Below are 20,000 nucleotides of genomic sequence, written 5' to 3'. Positions count from 1 at the left end.
TATTGCGCTTATTCAGCCAAACCACCGGTTCCGGTGGCGGTTGCGCTATCAAATAAGAGGAAGACGATCGGCGTGCCCGGCTCGCATGAGGCATCGGTACGCCTGGCACCGACTTTGCCCGCCACGGGCGCGGAATATTCAGCCACGACTTCCCCAAATGAATTTCTCTGACTAGCCACTTTTTGTCCCGCTTGCACCTGCTCATTGAGTTCAACGTGATGTTCGATAAACCCGCCATGTGTCGTCAGAACCGGCGCCATTCCATCCGCAGCGAAGAGACCGGAATCCTTGCTGGTTTTGCCTATATTGCCTTCAATGACCTTATGGTGTTTGAGAACATTCATGGTGCCTTCGACAAAAAGGGCAATCATCGCATGATCGAAGATACGCGGTCGGCCTATTTCTGGCGTGAAGGCTGGAATACCCTCATCGATCAGTGCATTTGCGAGAAGGCCGTGGGCGCCGAAATTGTCGAAAATCTGCTCTATCGGATAAAGCTCAGCCATCGCCCGAACTTCCGGCAGGTCCATTCGCGCCAGATGAAATGAGGCCATATCCATACCGGTGGCTGCGGTATGAAAATCGATCCCGTAGTCGAGATTGGGTCGCAGCAGGTGATTGAACACCAGCCAGGCGTGGCGTGCCGCCGCTTCCGGTGCGTTCTCGTTACCCGGAAACAGCCGGTTGATATCGATAAGGTCAATCCCGCGTCCTGAACTCGGCCATCGCCTTGCCATTGCTTCAAGCGCCGGGCGAGACAGATCGAAGACAGCGACAACAGAGCCGGACATTTTTTGCGGGTCGAGCTGATTCACGATGGTGTGCAATGTGTGCACCGGGCTCATTTCGTCGCCGTGCACGCCACTGATCAATCCGATCCGCTTGCCGGGCAACTTGCCCTTCATCACCGTGACCGAAACATGCCAATGCTGGCCCGTCGGCATCTGCACGCCCTGGAAATAGAAATTGTGCCGCTTGCCCGCTTCCAGATCGGAAATATCGAGAAAGGAAATCACGCGCTTACCATCTATGACATCACCGGTATAGACCGTGCCTGAACCCTTGCCGTCGGTATCCGGTTTTGCATCACCCGTCTGGGCCTGTGCCTGCCCGGATGCGAGCGCAACGGACCCTGCTGCCGCAATGGATGCGAGCATGAAATCGCGCCGGTCGATGCTCTGTGATTTTGTCTCGGTCATTCAGTTCCCCAGTATCGGACAATAGGTCGAAGGCTCCGTGAGGCTTCACTCATGTACTGTTTCAGAGGCGGTATCCTTTTTCTCATCCGTTTGCCGTCCGAGACGCTCGCTCAGGCGCTGGATGACGAAGTAGAGACCGGGGGTGAGAATCAACCCAATCGTGGTCGCGGCAAGCATTCCGCCGAAGATCGTCACACCGACAGCCTGACGTGCACCGGCGCCCGCGCCCGAAGACAGGATAAGGGGAAGAATACCAAGGATGAACGATACGGCCGTCATCATGACGGCGCGGAAACGCTGCTCGGCTCCTGTACGGGCCGCTTCTGCGGCTGTCAGACCGGCCTCGCGTTTTTCCTTGGCGAACTCCACGATCAGGATCGCATTCTTTGCCGCCAGCCCGATCAGCAACACCATCGCGATCTGGACATAGAGGCTGTTCTGCAGCCCGAAGAATGTAAGAGCGGCAACAGCCCCCAGCAGCGCAGCACCCAGCGAAAGGATAACCACCGCTGGCAATGCCCAGCTTTCATATTGGGCAACAAGGAAGAGATAGGCGAAGAGGAAGGCAAGCGCGAAGACGATTACCTCCTGACCGCTGCTTCTGCTTTCCTGGAAAGACAGTCCCGACCACTCGTAACCATAGCCATCCGGGAGAGCTTCCGAAGCGACCTGTTCCATGGCCGCCATGGCCTGTCCGCTACTGGAGCCGGGAGCCGGGACAGCATTCACCTGCGCCGAAACCGAGAGGTTGTAGCGGGTGATGACGAAAGGCGCCAATACCGTGGTCAACGACACCACGCTCCGCAATGGCACCATGGTTCCGTTCCGGCTCCTGACGTGGAGTTTCAGAATATCCTCGCTATGCGCGCGGAAATCGGAATCGGCCTGAAGATTGACCTGAAACACACGGCCATTCAGCGTGAAATCATTGACATAGCGCGAGCCGAAATTCGCACCGATAGAGGCGTAAATATCCGACACACTAAGGCCAAGGGCTTCCGCGCGGGCACGATCCACATCGACATAGATCTGCGGCACATTCGCGTTGAACGTGGTTGCCGCACCACCGATTTCCGGCCGCCGATTGAAGTAACCGAGCAAAGCGCTGGTCACCTGCGCTATTTCCTGCGGAGGCTGGCCCTGCAAGGCCTGCAGACGGAAATCAAGACCGCCAACAGCACCGATGCCCGCAATTGCAGGCGGTGCAAATACCGAGATATTTGCGCCCGGCACCTGCGAGAACTGCGCGCGCAAGGTGTTGATGATGTTGTTGAGCTGCAGCGCCTCCGTCTCACGATCTTCCCATGGGGTAAGGGCGGCAACCGCCATGGCGCCGTTGGGCGTGCTGGTCGACTGCAGGATGCTGAACCCGGCAACCGTTATGACATCCTGAACGCCTTCGGTCTCGCTCAGAACCTTACGCACATTTTCGACAATCAGGTTTGTGCGGTCGAGCGAGGCCGCACTTGGCAGCTGGATGTCGACAAAGAGCGCGCCCTGATCCTCGTCGGGCAAAAACGTCGCGGGAAGATTGACGAAAACGAAATAGGCCAACGCGAAACAGGCGACGATGCCGGCAACCGGCACTATCCAGTATTTCACCAGAAAGCCGACGATCTTGCCGTAGCCGTTGCGGGTTTTCTCCATGAAGCTTGAAAACCAGGCCAAAGGACCGCGCTTGTAGCCTCCCTGACCGCGCTTGAGCAAAAGTGCCGCAAGCGCCGGACTGAGCGTCAGGGCCACGAATGACGAAAGGATCAGCGCCGACGAGATCGTGACTGCGAATTGCCGGTAGAGTTGCCCGCCAATGCCTTCCAGAAACGCCGTGGGCGTGACCACAGCCAGCAGAACCAGCGTTGTGGAAATAATCGGCCCGGTGATCTGGTGCATCGCCTTGCGCGTGGCCTCGATGACCGAGATATCGGGCGTATCATCCAGCACGTGCTTGACGTTTTCCACGACCAGAATTGCGTCGTCCACCACAAGCCCGATGGCGAGGACAAGCGCCAGCAGGGAAATCATGTTCAGCGAATAGCCAACGGCGAGCAGCACCGCGACCGCACCCAGCATCGAGGCCGGAATGGCAAGCGCTGAAATGAGCGTCGCCCGCCAGTCCTGCAGAAAGATGAATGTAACCACGAGCACGATCACGAAAGCTTCGAACAATGTTCGCGCAGTCAGTTGCAGGCTGGCCTCGACAAACCGGGTCGCATCGTAGACGACATGATATTGCAGTCCCGAAGGAAATCTGGACGACAGACGTTCAAGCTCTGCCTGCACGGCAGTCGCGGTCTGGATCGCATTGGCATCGGGCGACTGGTTGATCTGCAGCATAGCCGACTCATGACCGGCAAAACTTGCGCGCGACGCATAGTTACGTGCGCCAAGTTCAAGACGTGCAATGTCGCGCAGAAACACTTTTGCTCCGTCCGCCCCGGTGCGGATGACAATGCCTCCAAATTCATCCGTATCGCGAAGCCGCCCTTGTGCCACCAGCGTATATTGTAGTTCGGTGCCCACCCGCATCGGCGGCGCGCCCGCCTGCCCCAGCGTTGCCTGAATATTCTGACGCTGGATCGCCGCCGACACTTCATCGACGGTTATGCCCAGCGCATCCATTCTTTGCGGGTTGAGCCAGACGCGCATCGAATATTCGGATGCGCCCACAACACTCGCTTCGCCGACGCCGGGCACGCGCGAGATTGCATCGACAATTGTAGTCGTGGTGAAATTGGTAATCTCAAGCGCGTTGAGGCTATCGTCCGGCGAATAGAATGCAATGCCCAGCACGAAATCGGGCGAACGGGAACGGACCGACACGCCTTGCTGTGCCACTGCCGCGGGCAGTCGGGAAATCGCCAGTTGCGCCCGGTTTTGAACATTGATCTGCGCCAGTTCGGGATCAGTCCCGACTTCAAAAGTGACCGACAGCGAATACTGCCCGGCGTTGGAGCTGGTCGATGACATATACATCATGCCATCCACGCCATTGATTGCCGTTTCCAGCGGGCCACCGACAACGTCGGCAATCACCTCCGCACTCGCACCGGGATAGACTGCCGATACGTTCACTGTCGGCGGCGTAATCTGCGGATATTGCTGGATGGGCAATGAAAAGATCGCAATCGCACCGGCGATGGAATGATGATCGAGATGACGATTGCGAGGCGGGTTCGTCGTATGAAGACTTCAGAAATCATTGCCCCACCCCTGCAGTACCGGAGATCGGGTCACGCGGGGATACGGCCTGCCCATCGGCGATGCGTTGCAAGCCCTCGACGACAATCGTTTCACCAGCCTTGAGGCCATCTGTAACCGACCAGCCATTGTCGATACGCGTGCCGGTCACGATCGCACGCCGGGAAACCGTATTACCCTCGTTGAGAACATAGACATATTTGCCCTGCCGGTCCTGTAACACGGAAGACATGGGAACTATCGGCAATTCACCAACCGTTTCATCCAGCAGATTGACGGCAACCACCTGCCCCGGAACCAGAATATGGTTGGGATTGGCGAACAGGGCGCGCACCGCCACTGTGCCGGTCTGCGCGCTCACTTCATTGTCGATGAACTGGATGTTTCCCCGCTCGCCATATTGCGTACCGTTGGCCAGCATCAAAGTCAGCTTGAAGCTTTCGGGATTGACCGTCCCGCCTCCTGCTTCCTTCTGGCGAATAGCGATCAGAGCGCGGTCCGTGATCGAAAACACGACACGCACGGGATCAAGCTGCACAATGCGCGCGAGCGGTCCCATGCCCGGGCCAACGAGGTTGCCGACGGTAAAGAGCGAGCGCCCTATTGTCCCGTTGATTGGTGATCTGACCTGCGTATAGGAGAGATTGAGCCGCGCATTGTTGAGCGCGGCTTCTGCGTTCCGCACATCCGCAGTCGCGATATCAAACGCTGCCTGTGCATCGTCGAGGGAAGCTTGCGAAGCGGTGTTGCGGTTGGCAAGCGTCCGCGTTCGCGACAATGATTGCCGCGCGGCATTCTGGGCAGCTTCGGCACGTGCAACCTGTGCCTCAGCAGACATAACTGCCGCCTGCATCTGGTCTGGCTCAATTTCAAAGAGGAGATCGCCTGCCTTGACCGCAGCCCCCTGTTCGAACGCCTTTTCCTTCAGGAAACCGGTGATCCGCGCCTGAATATCAACAGCTTCAATCGCCTCGACCTGCCCGTTGAAACGAAGCGGTGCGGTCGCAGGTGCCAGTTCCACCTGGCGCACGATCACGGGAGGCGCCGCGCCAGTTGGAGCTTGCTGAGCCAGACTTGGCTGCAGAAGCAAAGGCGACAACACGGCTACAAAGGCAGCGTTCACAGAACGACGAACGAGAGTCTTCTTCAATTGCGTGTCCTCCCTCCGGTCGGAAATCGACCGATCACTCACGCATTTCGGGTACTCAAGGCTATTCCGATATAGGCGACACCAGCGATCAGCAGTGCAATTCCCGCAATCGATCCTGATGGCAGGTCACGCGTCCAGGGCCATTTTACCACCAGTGCCGCGCTGGCAGTCCAGGCGATCAGGCCGGAAAGCGTAAACCACCACCAGCCGCTTGCCGGTTTGATTTTCCAGGATAGCGCCAGCTGAAGGAAACCATGCACAAACACCACGATGGCAATCAACAGAGTGATGGCAAGTGCACCCTTGAGCGGGTTCAGATAGATCATGATCCCGCCGACAAGCTCCACTGCTCCGGACAGTTCCTGCCAGACAAAACCCGCCCAGCTTTTGACCCAGAGCGACTGGATTATCTTGACGACGCCGATAGCCACAAGGACGAGGCCAAACATTGTGCTGGCTGCGAATTCAGAGAACACAGGCAAGAACAGGCAAAGTATTCCGCCCGCCATAAGCAAAGCGCCTATCCCGAGAAAACCTTTCCATTTTCTCTGTTCGACAGTTTTGCGTTCCAATACCTGCAGTTGCTGAACGTCCATTATAGACCCCTCTATGTTAAAAGGGATGCGTTACTGCGAATGCGAAAGTATGTGCATGTTTCGATATAATAGTACAGCCCGAAGGCAACAAATTTAGTGGGCTACCGACCAATCGCCATCTTCCAGTTTCAACCAGCTTGTAGACGTGATGCTGGAACGCAAGCAGAGTTGCGCTACCAGCCCTTCGACCAGACGATCGTCTTCCTTGCCGGCGAATAGCGTCGCCTCGACCTCGACTTCATCGCTGCCTTCTATGTGGTGGCTTCGGATCGCGTGGAACCGGAGCTTCTTCAGATCTAGTGTCTGGATTAGCAACGCCCTCACAGAAATCTCGCTTTCCGCAGGGCATCGGAACTTCACAAGATAGAATTGTTCGATTTCCGGCTCGACAAAGGAATAACGGTTCACGAGCACTGCAATTTTTGGCAGCGAAACATTGAGGCAGACAATGAAAAATGCCGTCTCCACGGCAAGAAGCCACAGTCCATAACCGGTAAGAACGCCAACTGCCCCCGTGCTCCAGATCGTAGCTGCAGTACTCAGTCCCTTGATGCTTGCGCCATCCTTGATAATCAGCCCGGCACCGAGAAAGCCAATCCCCGTAACAACTTGCGAGCCCATTCTGAGATCGCCTTCAAGTCCAAGAGCGTAGGGTAGAGAAGCATAGGCCGCCGCACCCAATGCCACGAGGCCATGTGTGGCGAGACCGGAATGACGTTGTTTGATCTGACGTTCCAGCCCGATTGCAGAACCGAGCAGGAGCGCCAGACCGAGATTGACCATGATGGATGGGATTGCGACGACTTCCGGCATGCAGTCCTCTTTATGCCTTGGACGACCAGGCGAAAAATCGCACGGAAGCCACAAAGCTGAAAGCGATCACGATATTTTAATTGGCGTTACAATTGAGTGACGCAACCAAAGCCGTTGTAGTAAACAGATGGCAGTATAGACATTATTTGTGGAGATTAGGAAGTCTTCTCACATCAGCCTCATCATATTTTATTATAGTACTTGAATTATTTCATCTAAAGTAGTTTCATCAGTAAATTCCGTACGCATTCTTTCCTACATCGACTGAGGGGTCAGATAGCATGGGTTTGCTTGGAATACTGCTCGGACTAGCTCTACTCATGTGGTTTGCCTATCGCGGCTGGAGTGTGCTTCTGCTTTCTCCTGTAGCAGCACTGCTCGCCGCGCTTATTTCCGGTGAACCTCTTCTGGCGAACTGGACATCGACCTTCATGGGCGGGACGGCCAGCTTCGTCGGCCGATGGTTTCCACTCTTTCTGCTCGGTGGCATTTTTGGAAAGTTGATGGACGATAGCGGCTCCATCACGTCCATCGCGAAGTATCTGACCGAGAAACTGGGCGTAAAACGCACCATGCTTTCCGTCGTGCTTGCATCTGCCGTCGTCACCTATGGTGGTGTCAGCGTGTTTGTCGCCTTTTTCGTGCTGGTTCCCATGGCACGTGAAATGTTCAAGGCGGCCAATATTCCTGCGCGGCTGATGCCAGCCGCCATCGGGCTTGGCGCTTTCACTTTCACCATGTCGGCAATGCCGGGCACGCCCTCCACGAACAACGCTATTCCGATGCCCTATTTCGAAACCACAACCTTTGCGGCACCGGGGCTTGGGATCATCGCATCCATCATCACACTGGCCTTCGGCATGTGGTGGCTGCAGCGCGCCGAAGCCAAGGCGCGGGCCGCAGGCGAAAACTATGTCGACGACACTGGCGATCTCGAAATCACAGAGAAAGTCAGAGAGCAGTCAACATTGTCGGGCGATTTCGATCCGGCCGAATTCGAACACGGCGCACGTCCCGACAATCAGCCGCCGTTTTTCTTTGCGGTTCTGCCCCTGCTTGTGGTCATCGTCGTCAATTTCCTGATGGCGCTCATCATCCTGCCCCGTATCGATTTCTCGTTTCTGGAACAGGAACCATGGGGGATCGATGTTGGCTCCTCAATCGGCCTGTGGGCAGTTCTGATCGCACTGGCAGCGGCTATCCTGACCCTGATAGCGGTCAATTTCGGGCGGCTTCGGGCAATCCGGGAAAGCCTCGACGCAGGCGCCAACTCCTCAGTTCTGCCGATCCTCACCATTGCAAGCCTCGTCGGCTTTGGCGCAGTCGTGGCGGCAATGCCTGCTTTTGCCGTGGTTCGCGATGCCGTGCTTGAAGTGCCGGGCGGCCCGCTTGTTTCACTGGTCGTCGCCATGAACGCGCTCGCAGCCCTCACCGGAACGGCATCCGGCGGCATGGCCATCGCGCTCAATGCGCTGGGTGAGGAATATATGCGGCTCGCGATCCAGTACGGGATCAATCCCGAACTCATGCACCGCCTGACCGTCATCAGCGCCGGTACGCTGGATGCGCTGCCGCATAACGGCACGGTGCTTCTTCTCCTGCAGATCAGCAAGCAAACCCACGCATCGAGCTATTTCGACATGGTCATGACCGTGATTGTCGGCGTGATCATATCGCTCGTCGCGGTTTTTTTACTGGGATCAATGTTTGGCTCCTTCTGAGCATGGCCATTGTTGTTGAAAGGAAGTTGAAATGAAAAGGACTTCTCTCCTGATTGCCGTCCTGCTCTCCTTGATGGCGAGCCCTGCATTCGCGCATCTCAATCCCGCAGAGCACGGTTCGTTCGCCGCAGGGTTTACACATCCCCTCTCCGGTGCCGATCACATACTTGCAATGGTTGCCGTTGGCCTTTGGGCTTCAATGCTTGGTGGACGCGCACTCGTCGTCGTTCCCTTGAGCTTTGTCGGTGTCATGCTTCTGGGATTCGTGGCAGCGCTTGGCGGAGTATCACTCCCCTATGTCGAACCGGTCATCCTTGCGTCAGTGATAGTGCTTGGCCTCCTTGTCGCCATGGCATTCCGCGCATCGACCCTGACGGCGGCACTTATCGTCGGCTTCTTTGCATTCTTCCATGGCTATGCTCATGGCGGAGAAATCGGCAGCGCTGCGTTTCTTTCCTACGGCGCCGGGTTTGCTCTTGCGACGGCATTGCTCCACGCGGCAGGCATCGGTGTCGGTCTTGCAGCAGGTCGCCTGCTGCAGGGGCGCACGGGACAGATAGTGATGCGAATAGCTGGCGGCTTTGCTGCCCTGAGCGGACTCTACCTTATGGCCGGGTGATGTGAGCATCATCTTGCTGGATCATTCGAAGAGACACGCTGAAGCTGATATTGAACATGATGGGTCAGTGCCGGAAATGCCTATGCATTCTCCGGCGCTGCCTATGCTGCATCTCATGCGGCTTGTCAGTCCCAGCCAGCCAGTTGGCGCGTTTTCCTATTCGCGCGGCCTCGAATGGGCCGTGCATGCGGGAACAGTCACGAACGAGGAAAGTTGTGCCGGATGGGTGTTCGGCCTTCTGGAACACAGTTACGCTGCGCTTGATGGCGCGATTTTCTGGCGCATGATTTCAGCATTGATGCGAAACGATGACGCCGAATTCTGCCGCCTGAATGACTGGATTGGAGCAAGTCGCGAAAGCAGCGAACTTGAGCTTGAAGATCGCCGCATGGGCGAATCCCTGCTCACTCTACTGTCGGAACTTGGTGTCGAACGGGCCCGTAGTTTCGCTTCGGAACAGCGAGCCACCTATCCCGCAGCTTTCTCCATTGCAGCATGTCACTGGAATATCGACCCCGTCGATGCGCTGCGCGGTCTCATGTGGAGCGTGGTTGAAAGCCAGATCATGGCTGCAATCCGTCTCGTCCCGCTTGGCCATACGGCGGGCCAGAGGATACTTATCGCTGGAGCAGCGAAGATTGAACGGGCCGTCGAAAAGGCCCGGACGCTGAATGACGACGAAATCGGTAACACAACTCCCGCACTGGCCATGGCCAGTGCCTGGCACGAGACACAATATAGCCGCCTATTCCGGTCGTGAGTGAAGCGTTTCACGGTATCGCCTGAGATTGTCCTCAGCCGAAGTCGCATCAGCCGGTGCGATGGGCACCAGCGCCTTGAAAGCATACTGACCGATCAGCATGACCCAGGTGACGAGCACGAATGTCGAGGTCAGCACCGGCATTCCGATCGGCTTCAGGAATATGGCGACCGAAGCCCAAAGCCATGTCGCCACGATGGCGCCGAAGATTGCGTAAAGAAAACTGCTCCAGCTGAAAACAAGGAAGAAACCGCCGAGCGCAATTGCCGTCAACGCCGCGTTATAACCGAAGAGCCCATCGCGAATGGCGCCTTCCGGACCGCCGAAGGCGGCGGCAACCACAGCTCCGGTTACGGCTCCCAGAAGCCCCATCAATGCGCTTATTCGCGAATGGATCGCGATACCGGCAAGGATGATGTAACCGGTGATCCAGTTATCCTGAAAGAATATCTGCCCGATGGCAGTGCCGATGCCCATGTACCAGGTCGGAAGCACATAAGGGACGGCGTAGGAAAACTGTTCCGGCGATACCGGCTTTGCCATCGGACCGGCATCTATGGCATCGAATTTGAGTATCGCGAACAGAAAGAGCCAGCCGACGAGTACGAATGGCATTGTCAGGGGTGCCACCTTGTGCGGCCCCAGAAGCGTAGCGATACTGGCGAAAGCCATGGTGGAGAAAGCGGCGCCACAGATGAGATAGATCGTCATGGCAGACGACGGCAGGGCACCGCTGCGGAAATCCGCACTGGTAAACGCTATCAGTGCAAGGGCGACCAGAGCGCCGTTGAACCCGAACAGGCCATCCCGGATCAGCCCTTTGTCAGCCTTGAGGATGATTGCCGTCAACGTGCTGGCAACAACGCCAAGCACGCAGATGAAAGCATAAATCCAGGAATTGACCAGAATGGCGAACAAAATGACCAGCCCCGACAGAGGATTGTTCTGGAACACCACCTGCCCGATACCGCGCAGCGTCCAATCAACAAACCCCAGAGAAGGATGATCCTGCAAGGCATTGAGCTGCATGGATTTATTCCCCGTCTTTCGTGATCTATTTTCCGCTGACTAGAGCATTTTCTGTTTTGATTGAATCACCGGAAAAACTCTATCTCTTTGTTTTTAAGTATGTCTCCCGAAACCGGGTCCCACTTTCGGGAGACATGCTCTAAAACAGAAAATAACGCTGCGCCATCGGCAGAACGTCAGCCGGTTCGCACGTGATCAGTTCACCGTCCACCCGCACCTGATAGCTCTGCGGATCGACCTCCAGTTTGGGTGTAAGCCCGTTATGGATCATGTCCTTCTTGCGGATCGTCCGGATGCCCTTCACCGCAACCAGTTGCTTGCTGAGTTTCAGCTTCTCGCCGATGCCGTCATCCAGCGCCGCTTTCGAGACGAAGGTGACGCCGGTGGAACCAAGCGCCCGGCCCAATACCCCATACATTGGCCGATAATGAACCGGCTGGGGCGTCGAGATCGATGCGTTCGGGTCGCCCATCGGTGCAATCGCAATCATGCCACCGATCATCACCAGGCTCGGTTTCACGCCGAAGAATTCCGGCTTCCACAACACCAGATCGGCCCGTTTTCCGACTTCGATTGAGCCGATCTCATGGGCAAACCCGTGTGTGATTGCGGGATTGATCGTATATTTGGCGACATAACGTTTGGCGCGGAAATTGTCATTCCGGCTGCTGTCCTGGCTCAGCGGGCCTCGCTGCACCTTCATCTTGTGGGCAGTTTGCCAGCAACGCAGCGTCGTTTCACCGATACGGCCCATGGCTTGAGAATCCGACGACATCATCGAAAACACGCCCAGATCATGGAGAATGTCTTCGGCGGCGATGGTTTCGCGCCGGATGCGGGATTCCGCGAATGCCACATCCTCGGGGATTTTCGGACTGAGATGGTGACAGACCATCAGCATATCGAGATGTTCATCGACTGTGTTGATGGTGTAGGGGCGGGTCGGATTGGTTGAGGACGGCAGGATATTTTCTTCGCCCGCCGCTGTGATGATATCCGGCGCATGGCCGCCACCTGCACCTTCCGTATGGAAACTGTGGATGGTTCGGCCTTTCATGGCAGCAAAGGTATCCTTGACGAACCCGCTCTCGTTCAGCGTATCCGTATGGATAGCGACCTGAATGTCTTCCTCATCGGCAACGTTCAGGCAATTATCGATGGCGGCTGGCGTGGTTCCCCAGTCCTCATGCAGCTTCAGGCCGACAGCACCGGCTCTGATCTGCTCGCGAAGCGGTTCCGGCTTGCTTGCATTGCCCTTGCCGAGCAGTCCCACATTGATCGGAAGCGCTTCGACAGCCTCAAGCATGCGATGGATAGCCCATGGCCCCGGTGTAACTGTGGTTGCAAGCGTGCCGACCGTCGGCCCCGTTCCGCCGCCAACCAAAGTCGTTGTACCGCTAGCCAGAGCTTCTTCGGCCTGTTGCGGCGCAATGAAGTGAATATGGGTGTCGATACCGCCAGCGGTGAGAATCTTGCCTTCGCCTGCAATGACGTCGGTCGCAGGTCCGACGATAATGTCGACGCCGGGCTGAATATCGGGATTACCGGCCTTGCCGATCCCTGAGATACGACCTTCCTTGATGCCGACATCGGCTTTGATGATGCCCCAATAGTCGAGAATGATGACATTGGTGATGACCAGATCGGCGGTTTCGGACGAGGGTCGTTGCCCCTGCCCCATACCGTCGCGAATGACCTTGCCGCCGCCGAAGGTTACTTCTTCGCCGTAGATGCAGCGATCTTCCTCGACCTCGATGATGAGCTCTGTATCGGCCAGACGCAAACGGTCACCCTTGGTCGGGCCATACAGTTCGGCATAGGCCTGTCTTGAGATCCTTCCCATCTGTCCCTCCTAGAGTTTTCCGTCGATTTTTGCGTTGAAGCCATAGACTTCCCGATTGCCATCCAGCGCCACCAGTTCGACTTCTCGGTCCTGTCCCGGCTCGAACCGCACCGCAGTTCCGGCCGGAATATTGAGCCGGAAACCTCTCGTCCGCTCCCGGTCGAAGGCTAGCGCCTCGTTCGTTTCATAGAAATGATAATGCGATCCAACCTGTATCGGCCTGTCGCCCGTGTTCTCCACGGCGATGGTGCGCGTTTCGCGACCATTGTTGAGGTCGATCGACCCGTCTTCGATGAAATATTCACCCGGTATCATGATCGTCTCCTGAGACGCATCCCGAAAGACGTGAAACGTTTCGGACAAGATGCGCGTAAAAACAAAAACTCAGAGCGTTCCGCAGATTTAGGGAATGCTCTACGGAATTGGGTTGTGAACGGTCACAAGCTTGGTGCCGTCAGGAAAGGTGGCTTCCACCTGAATGTCGTGGATCATTTCAGGCACACCCTCCATCACCTCATCACGGGTGAGAAGCGTGGCACCGTAGGACATGAGTTCCGCAACTGTCTTGCCGTCACGGGCCCCCTCCAGAATTTCGGCGGAGATGTAAGCCACGACTTCCGGGTAGTTAAGTTTTACCCCTCGGGCTCTCCGTCGCTCCGCAACCAATGCTGCGGTGAAGATCAGAAGTTTGTCCTTTTCACGTGGCAATAGTTCCATTTGTAGGCCCTCTCCAAAGTGAGTTATGTTGCCCAGATGCGTGGCGCAGCTGCCGGTTTCCCCAGTCCGGTTTCGCGCAGAACTTCCCAGGCTTTTCGAAACAGTGTCTTGGCTTCCGACATGCGCCCGCCGAGATAGCGACAGACGATCACCCGCTCGAGCCGCGACACCGAGAACAGATTTCTGGCTGCATCGCCGACCGCTTCGCGAATAGCGTGAAGCGCGCTTTCATCTGCCGGACCGGCATAAACCATCGTCGCGACAATCGGTTTTGCGCAGAAGGCAAAAGCGGCATTCAGCGCCGGGTCGGCACCATGAAGGCGAAACTGCTCGAACCAGATCGGCTTGCCATCCCTGAATATTTCGACCCTTTGACGGACTTCGCCAGTGTCGAAACTTTCCTGACAGGCCGGCCGTCCGAGACTGATAATGTCCCACCCCAGATAGACCGCATCTCCACTCAGGAATACTTTCGTGCCTATGGAAGCCTTTGCGCCATCAAAAACGATTGTTTCCTGCGGGAGATATTCGCATATGCCGCCCTCACCCACATCGATCCTGGTCGTCTGGGTACTCTGGCCCGTCTCGCTACGATAGAATTTGGTAGCGCCGGGCGTCGTTAGAACGGTTCTGGCGCCACGTCCTAAAAAACAAGAAATATCAAGGACATCGTCACCAGCCACGCCACCGGGTGGATGAAGAAGATAGACGTGCGCACTGCCATCCTTTTCAGGATAGAACGGTTGTTGCACCGCAAGTGGCCCCACATGGCGTCGCCGCATGAGCCGCGTCACTTCGCGATTATGCTCGAACCGCAGTTCAAGCTCGGCATGCCAACCCGTGCTCATCGACGATTGCCACCTCTATGTTCTCAGGGAACTACGATGCGTTATCGATACCGAACAATAAAACCAAGGCAGGATGAAATATTCAGGCAGATTAACTCGCTAGATCACTATAGACAAGTTCAATTATAGACTTGAGTGATGCACCATCAACTTGTTCAGTCGTGAGCCGCACAAGAAGCTTAACCTAGTTTATCATTGAGGGTCCACTGTCACGGTGTGGTGCCCCTACCGTGAACCCAGGCGATCGATCACACGTGCAGGCAGATGAAGGGCCAGCGAGGCCTGTTCGAATGTACCCTGCCCGGCGGCGATGAAAGTATCATCCATGCCTGCATACTCATCTGTAATAAGTCGGCGCAGCAGATAGCCCGAACCCAGAAACTTGATCAGCGTGTTCGAGCTGGCAAACAGACTATGACCACCGCTATCAACCTGAGAAATATCAAGAACCTGAATATTCTTGTTCTGCAGGAAAGCTATATCAAAGCCGCTACCGACCCGCGGCGCCCCACCTGCCAGTCTGCGCGAGATATCGAGAGCCCGATCACGCCGGGATACGACAATCGTGAAAGGCTGAGGCAAATAGTCGATATCATCAATCTGGCTGCGGAAAAGATCGGGATCGAGATCGGGAGCCGCAAGCAGCACACCCTTGATGCGCTTCAACACGTTAAGGCGTTTATCTGCAGACAATGTCCGCAAGGCTTCCATAACGACGACAGCGCCCATCGAATGGCCGACAATGACGATGCCGTTGGCTTTTGTCTGTGCTGCAATTTCGAGTGTTTCAGCCAGTCCCCTACGCGCGATGATCGCACTGTCGCGATCGTAGAGATATCGCGTAAATGCCGCAGCGGACGCCCATGAAAAATGAACAGGCACCGAGGAGACATCATAGTCGTGGACAATCTGCGCATTGCGGAAAAGTCCCTCGGCAAAGTTGTTGTTATAGCCGTGGACGAAAACGAATATCTCACGCTGTGCCGCCGGTCGGCTTGCAAGACGCCGGTTCAACTCCCGGATCATGGCTTGTCGATCAGGCAACGGTGCATAGTTTGAGGCTATGAAATTCCTTCGGGGATCAGGTTTGCCCGACGCAGTTTCTACATTTCCTGGACGGTGCGTTTCCGGGATGTGCACGTCAATCGTCGAGAAGTTCAGTACTTCAGACCTGTCGCGCGAATAGGCGATACTGGGATCGTCTATTCGCTCGCGTACGGTCGCAACCGTAAACGGAACCACCACTTTGGAAAGGGTCTGGCCAGACACATCCATTCCCAGACCAGTGACAGCCCTGCTTCCGGCGCATCCCACTGCGACAAGCAGAACAAATGCGAGGATGAAAATCTGCTTCAAATCATGCCCTCGCTCGATAATCGAGGCAAAACGGCCACGTTGTCGCGATGGTGTCGCACCGCCGGTTTCTGGACAACACCGCATTTATGAGGTTGTCGGCAACGCTCCCTCGAGTGCTTCCTTGAGGCGCTTTTCCTGTTCTAGAGACAAGGACGTTTTCAGGACCCTGCCGCGCAGGTCAGGGAAATCGGCCATGACCCTATCCCACTGGATTTTGCGCAGGAGAACGAACAAGGCGGACGAATTCTCCGGGATGGTTTCGCCAAGAGACACGATGAACTTGTCATCGATGCCGTAATCGGCGAGCGAGCCCGACAAGGCTCCGGCGCCCGCCCCTACAGCGCCACCAAGCGCCATGCCGGCAAGCGGATTGAGGAAAATAAGCCCTACCAGTCCGCCCCAGATCGCTCCGGAAAGCAGCCCCGATCCAGCGCCCATGGCGGGCAGATTATATTTCTGCTTGAGATGAACCTTGCCCTGTTCATCCCTGACGACAATCACGGCGTCCTCAAGATCGACGAGATATTCCTTCTGAAGCTGATTGAGCTTCAAAAGAACAGCATCCGCCTCTCCTACCGTATCAAATCCAATAACAACCAGTTCTGACACAACCGTGCTCCTTTTCCTCGACAAGCCTGAAATGAAGACATCACATGGATCAGCGACGCCATCTCACCGTGCGGACATTGGTAATTCTGCCGTCTCTGGCCCGAACCGTTACATCGTAAGTTCTACGAGACCGATCAGCCCGATACACAAAATGACTCCCGCGGCAATCGAGTGCGCGAACATTGCGGAAACCGCGCATTCTCAACAATCGGACACCTTCGGAACACCGTATCCTGTGTCCGTTGTTGATCCGCACGCCCACGGTAACCGAATAGCTCTGGCTGAAAGCCGGAACCGTCTCGGCAACGGTTCCAATCGTAAAAATGGCAGTGAATGCAAGAATAGCCCCGATCGAATGCAGCTTCATGTCCCCTCCAAAGTAACAAAGAACCACAACTCACCAGCCGAACCCGTTCGCCGGTTTCATGATTGGCGACAGGCATAAAAAGTCCCGAAGCGGATGAACAGGTTCGGGAAAATGTCATGAAAACAAACCTTTGGAGCGCCTATCTGATACAACCAGATCGAGAGACGCTCCAGATATCCAATGCATAGATGCGGCACAGCCGTATCAGGACCGCAAGTCTCTATCCCGAAACCGGTTCCTGTTTGCGGGAGACATGCTCTAGCGGCAACGTGCTTCGTAAATACGGCCGTGCTGATCACGATAGCGGCAGTACTGAACGCCATTACGGGTCTGTGCGACGCCTACGAGCGTACCTGCGGCTGCACCGATGGCTGCGCCGGTGAGAGCGCCACGCGTGTCACCTCCAATGGCAGCTCCGGCAAGCCCGCCAATCGCGGCACCGCCAACACCATAGCCGGCTGTTCTTCTTTCGTCGGTTGTGCACCCGCTCGCAGTGGCGCCAATTACGGCCATCGTCAAGACGCTGTACAGGATCATTCTCATAGAAATATCCTTCCCATTTTGATTATGCCCATTCCCAGATATTACATAGGCTGCATCTTGAAAGGTCAAGGCACCCGCTTGAGACCCGATTACTGGTTCTTCCATCGTAAAGCTTTGAACGTTATTCGCGGGAAAAGCCGAATATTTCGGCAAACCAGCTGGTAGCGGAATATTGCGCGCAGAAAGTCAGGGCGACGATTGTGATCGGGACGCCTATAAAGGCTCCGAAGATACCCCAGAGCGAGCCCCAGGCGAACACGGAAAAGAGCGTTGCAAACGGCGACAGGGAAATTGTCTTTCCCGTCAATCGAGGCTCTATCACGCTTCCGATGACAGATTGTATGATGTTCAAACCGACAAAGACCGCGAGCACCCATTGCCAGCTGCAAAGTGTGTGTAGGCAAACGCTGTAATAAAAAGCGTGGCGACCAGCGGTCCGAGAAAAGGGATGAAGTTCAGAATGAACGCGACAAATCCCCAGGTTTCGGCAAACGGCAATCCGATCAAACGGGTCAAAAGCCAGACAAACGAACCAGTCGCAAGGCTCATCAAAGCCCTAAGCAGCATATAGAACCGGACTTTTGTAGCGGCTGACTGGCTGGCACGCAGGAATGAATTTGCAGCCTCCTGATTTTTCAGCTGCTTGATCCGCGCGCGAAACTCATCGGTTTCGGCAAGTCCCAACAGGACATAGACCAGAGCCACGAGCCAGAAACTGAATGTATTGTTGAGGCGGCTTCCTATCGATTGAAGCATCCGCAAAGTCCAGCTTACGCTGAAATTCTCCGACCATAGAACTGAAGCCGCGATACCATGCCCCTCAAGCCAGATTTTGAGCTGCTCATAGAGGAGCTGATACCGAACTGCATCGATCAATATGCGGCGACCGACCTGCCCGACTGTCCACGCGAGCAGCCAGCCAAAACCGAGCAGAAGGAAAACCACCAGAAGAAAAGTGATCACCAGTGCAAGATAGCGCGACATGAGCGATGAAAGCCTGCGCTGGACCGGCCAGACGAGCATAATGATAAACAATGCAAAAACGACCGGCGCAAATACCGCGCCGCCGTAATGGAGCAATGCAATCAGGACGCATCCTGCAATCAGGATCAGGGTTGCATTGCCAGCCTTCAGCATAAAACCTCCCCATACCCAGCCAAGAAATCAACTCATGATTTCAGGGTATTCTTGTGAATTTGACCGTCTTTCATGACGACCGCCAGCGTCTGTTCCGGCTTTTCAAGCACATGAATATCATCGAGCGGATTTTCGTTCAGAACCAGAAGATCAGCGAAAGCGCCCGGTTCTACGAGGCCGAGCTTGCCGGGATAAGGATTGCGCAGATTGGAAAGGGCGAGCAATTCCGCATTGACCGATGTAGCCGCACGAAGCACTTCCGCATTGGAATACCACTGGCTCAAATGGGTCAGCATGAAATTCTGGCGCGGGGTCAATGCGGGTGAGAACAGAACATCTGAACCCCAGGCGGTCTTTATCCCGTATTTGCGCGCGAACTCGTAAATCCTTGGCGTGCCTGCGAAAAGCTGCTGAATCCGTTCGGCGCCTGGCCCTGTCTGTGACGCCGCATCCTCCATCGTCAGGAAAGGCTGCATGCTCAACCAGACATTCTTTTCCGCAAACATGCGCGCGGTTTCCTCATCCATCAGGTGCGCATGTTCGACACATGCAACACCAGCTCTGATGGACCGCTGGACCGTATTCGACGCATAGGCATGGACCGTGACATAGGTGTTCCAGTCCTTTGCCACATCGACCGCCGCGCGAATTTCGTCCTCACTGAATGTCGACATGTCGAGCGGACTGCGCGGCGAGGACACACCGCCGCCAGCAACGATCTTGATCTGCGAGGCGCCCTGCAACAGCTGCTCGCGCACACGAAGCTTCAAGCTGCCTGCATCATCGACGATTGCTGAAGCCCCCATCAATTCACCAGTACTGAGTTTGCCTCCGTCGCGCGGAATTTCCGTTGGCAGCCTCAGATCACCATGACCGCCGGTCGTCGTTATCATCGCACCTGCGGGAAAGATGCGCGGGCCGGAGATGATCCCCGTATCGATCGCGCGCTTGAACGAGAAAGTCGGCCCGCCCATATCGCGCACCGTCGTAAAGCCGCGCAGAAGTGTGCGTTCTGCTTCTGCCGTAGACGCTGCGAAAATTATACCCAGATCTCCCTCCAGAAGCACCGGCAGCGGCACCGCCGCATAAACGGCGTGCCAGTGCGCGTCGATCAGACCCGGCATCAGCACGCGGTCGCCGCAGTCGATGACCGTCGCGCCTTCGGGCGGAGCACTGTTTGTCGTATCGACAGCAGCGATGCGATTGCCCTCGACCAGAACCTGCACACCGGATTTCAGAGTGTCCGCCTTGCCGTCGAAAAGCCGCGCCCGCGTCAGGAGAATTTTAGGAGACTGTGCGAAAGAGCGATCCGCGATCATCGTTGCCGCTGCTGTCGCCGCAGCTCCTGCAAGAAAATGTCTTCGCGACAAGCGATCCAGACGCCGGGAAACCTGTTGCAACATGGGGTTGGAACAACCGCAGCTGTCACCGTGAATGAAATGCTGATATTTTCCACCCAGTCTAAACATGGCAACTCCCGATTGAATCAGTTATT

At 55.9% G+C, this 20,000-nt stretch carries 16 protein-coding genes and 2 pseudogenes; 3 read left to right on the top strand and 15 right to left on the bottom strand.

What is annotated here, in order from left to right:
* Positions 1-8 precede the first annotated feature (8 nt).
* From LJ361_RS04475 to LJ361_RS04455, 5 genes and pseudogenes are all read right to left on the bottom strand, one after another.
* The gene (locus LJ361_RS04475; protein ID WP_040129370.1) at positions 9-1,199 is read right to left on the bottom strand and encodes a succinylglutamate desuccinylase/aspartoacylase family protein; all 1,191 of its coding nucleotides are present in this window, start codon (positions 1,197-1,199) and stop codon (positions 9-11) included.
* A gap of 45 nt (positions 1,200-1,244) precedes the next feature.
* A pseudogene (locus LJ361_RS04470) lies at positions 1,245-4,399 on the bottom strand (efflux RND transporter permease subunit).
* Positions 4,396-5,547, bottom strand: coding sequence for an efflux RND transporter periplasmic adaptor subunit (locus LJ361_RS04465; RefSeq protein WP_151609793.1), 1,152 nt, complete (start codon positions 5,545-5,547; stop codon positions 4,396-4,398). Before LJ361_RS04465 ends, LJ361_RS04470 begins: the two are co-directional and overlap by 4 nt.
* A 38-nt stretch (positions 5,548-5,585) precedes the next feature.
* A complete protein-coding gene (locus tag LJ361_RS04460) occupies positions 5,586-6,143 on the bottom strand; it encodes an HdeD family acid-resistance protein (RefSeq protein WP_010661160.1) in 558 nt (185 codons plus the stop codon).
* Between the two features lie 93 nt (positions 6,144-6,236).
* Positions 6,237-6,956: an MgtC/SapB family protein gene (locus LJ361_RS04455; protein WP_012092270.1), complete on the bottom strand. Its 720-nt coding sequence runs from the start codon at positions 6,954-6,956 to the stop codon at positions 6,237-6,239.
* Positions 6,957-7,237: 281 nt separating this feature from the next.
* On the opposite strand from LJ361_RS04455, the gene LJ361_RS04450 reads away from it, so the two are divergent.
* From LJ361_RS04450 to LJ361_RS04440, 3 genes are all read left to right on the top strand, one after another.
* Positions 7,238-8,677, top strand: coding sequence for a GntP family permease (locus LJ361_RS04450; RefSeq protein WP_264812766.1), 1,440 nt, complete (start codon positions 7,238-7,240; stop codon positions 8,675-8,677).
* Between the two features lie 31 nt (positions 8,678-8,708).
* Positions 8,709-9,296 (top strand): HupE/UreJ family protein, encoded by a 588-nt coding sequence (locus tag LJ361_RS04445; protein WP_012092272.1) that lies wholly within the window; start codon positions 8,709-8,711, stop codon positions 9,294-9,296.
* 76 nt (positions 9,297-9,372) lie between these two features.
* The gene (locus LJ361_RS04440) at positions 9,373-10,056 is read left to right on the top strand and encodes an urease accessory protein UreF (protein ID WP_264812765.1); all 684 of its coding nucleotides are present in this window, start codon (positions 9,373-9,375) and stop codon (positions 10,054-10,056) included.
* Here the strand turns inward: LJ361_RS04440 and LJ361_RS04435 are convergent.
* The 10 genes and pseudogenes from LJ361_RS04435 to LJ361_RS04390 all read right to left on the bottom strand — a co-directional run bounded on the left by LJ361_RS04435 (position 10,042) and on the right by LJ361_RS04390 (position 19,974).
* Positions 10,042-11,085 carry an urea transporter gene (locus tag LJ361_RS04435; RefSeq protein WP_151616340.1) on the bottom strand — a complete coding sequence of 348 codons (1,044 nt, stop codon included), beginning with the start codon at positions 11,083-11,085 and terminating at the stop codon, positions 10,042-10,044. The genes LJ361_RS04440 and LJ361_RS04435 overlap by 15 nt on opposite strands.
* Before the next feature lie 139 nt (positions 11,086-11,224).
* Positions 11,225-12,928, bottom strand: coding sequence for an urease subunit alpha (gene ureC, locus LJ361_RS04430; protein WP_036583749.1), 1,704 nt, complete (start codon positions 12,926-12,928; stop codon positions 11,225-11,227).
* A gap of 9 nt (positions 12,929-12,937) precedes the next feature.
* Positions 12,938-13,243: an urease subunit beta gene (locus LJ361_RS04425; protein ID WP_010661153.1), complete on the bottom strand. Its 306-nt coding sequence runs from the start codon at positions 13,241-13,243 to the stop codon at positions 12,938-12,940.
* A gap of 99 nt (positions 13,244-13,342) precedes the next feature.
* Entirely contained in the window at positions 13,343-13,645 is a 303-nt protein-coding gene (gene ureA, locus LJ361_RS04420; protein WP_010661152.1) for an urease subunit gamma, read from the bottom strand.
* A 23-nt stretch (positions 13,646-13,668) separates the two neighbouring features.
* Positions 13,669-14,493: an urease accessory protein UreD gene (locus LJ361_RS04415; protein WP_264812764.1), complete on the bottom strand. Its 825-nt coding sequence runs from the start codon at positions 14,491-14,493 to the stop codon at positions 13,669-13,671.
* Between the two features lie 225 nt (positions 14,494-14,718).
* The gene (locus tag LJ361_RS04410; RefSeq protein WP_376787367.1) at positions 14,719-15,849 is read right to left on the bottom strand and encodes an alpha/beta hydrolase; all 1,131 of its coding nucleotides are present in this window, start codon (positions 15,847-15,849) and stop codon (positions 14,719-14,721) included.
* 84 nt (positions 15,850-15,933) lie between these two features.
* Positions 15,934-16,458 carry a DUF1269 domain-containing protein gene (locus LJ361_RS04405; protein ID WP_010661149.1) on the bottom strand — a complete coding sequence of 175 codons (525 nt, stop codon included), beginning with the start codon at positions 16,456-16,458 and terminating at the stop codon, positions 15,934-15,936.
* Between the two features lie 625 nt (positions 16,459-17,083).
* Positions 17,084-17,368, bottom strand: coding sequence for a glycine zipper 2TM domain-containing protein (locus LJ361_RS04400; RefSeq protein WP_012092279.1), 285 nt, complete (start codon positions 17,366-17,368; stop codon positions 17,084-17,086).
* A gap of 121 nt (positions 17,369-17,489) precedes the next feature.
* Positions 17,490-18,505, bottom strand: a pseudogene (locus LJ361_RS04395) (AI-2E family transporter).
* Between the two features lie 32 nt (positions 18,506-18,537).
* Positions 18,538-19,974 (bottom strand): metal-dependent hydrolase family protein, encoded by a 1,437-nt coding sequence (locus LJ361_RS04390; RefSeq protein ID WP_043062191.1) that lies wholly within the window; start codon positions 19,972-19,974, stop codon positions 18,538-18,540.
* Positions 19,975-20,000: the final 26 nt, after the last annotated feature.

Source organism: Brucella sp. JSBI001, from assembly GCF_026014005.1.
GTDB lineage: Bacteria > Pseudomonadota > Alphaproteobacteria > Rhizobiales > Rhizobiaceae > Brucella > Brucella anthropi.
Note: the sequence above shows the minus strand (reverse complement) of the source record. Positions and strands in the feature narration are given on the sequence as shown.

What these genes read in the sequence shown, in the direction of transcription:
- LJ361_RS04475 (WP_040129370.1), bottom strand. Translation starts at nt 1,199, where the DNA reads ATGACCGAGACAAAATCACAGAGCATCGACCGGCGCGATTTCATGCTC.
- LJ361_RS04460 (WP_010661160.1), bottom strand. Translation starts at nt 6,143, where the DNA reads ATGGACGTTCAGCAACTGCAGGTATTGGAACGCAAAACTGTCGAACAG.
- LJ361_RS04455 (WP_012092270.1), bottom strand. Translation starts at nt 6,956, where the DNA reads ATGCCGGAAGTCGTCGCAATCCCATCCATCATGGTCAATCTCGGTCTG.
- LJ361_RS04450 (WP_264812766.1), top strand. Translation starts at nt 7,238, where the DNA reads ATGGGTTTGCTTGGAATACTGCTCGGACTAGCTCTACTCATGTGGTTT.
- LJ361_RS04445 (WP_012092272.1), top strand. Translation starts at nt 8,709, where the DNA reads ATGAAAAGGACTTCTCTCCTGATTGCCGTCCTGCTCTCCTTGATGGCG.
- LJ361_RS04440 (WP_264812765.1), top strand. Translation starts at nt 9,373, where the DNA reads ATGCCTATGCATTCTCCGGCGCTGCCTATGCTGCATCTCATGCGGCTT.
- LJ361_RS04435 (WP_151616340.1), bottom strand. Translation starts at nt 11,085, where the DNA reads ATGCAGCTCAATGCCTTGCAGGATCATCCTTCTCTGGGGTTTGTTGAT.
- ureC (WP_036583749.1), bottom strand. Translation starts at nt 12,928, where the DNA reads ATGGGAAGGATCTCAAGACAGGCCTATGCCGAACTGTATGGCCCGACC.
- LJ361_RS04425 (WP_010661153.1), bottom strand. Translation starts at nt 13,243, where the DNA reads ATGATACCGGGTGAATATTTCATCGAAGACGGGTCGATCGACCTCAAC.
- ureA (WP_010661152.1), bottom strand. Translation starts at nt 13,645, where the DNA reads ATGGAACTATTGCCACGTGAAAAGGACAAACTTCTGATCTTCACCGCA.
- LJ361_RS04415 (WP_264812764.1), bottom strand. Translation starts at nt 14,493, where the DNA reads ATGAGCACGGGTTGGCATGCCGAGCTTGAACTGCGGTTCGAGCATAAT.
- LJ361_RS04400 (WP_012092279.1), bottom strand. Translation starts at nt 17,368, where the DNA reads ATGAGAATGATCCTGTACAGCGTCTTGACGATGGCCGTAATTGGCGCC.
- LJ361_RS04390 (WP_043062191.1), bottom strand. Translation starts at nt 19,974, where the DNA reads ATGTTTAGACTGGGTGGAAAATATCAGCATTTCATTCACGGTGACAGC.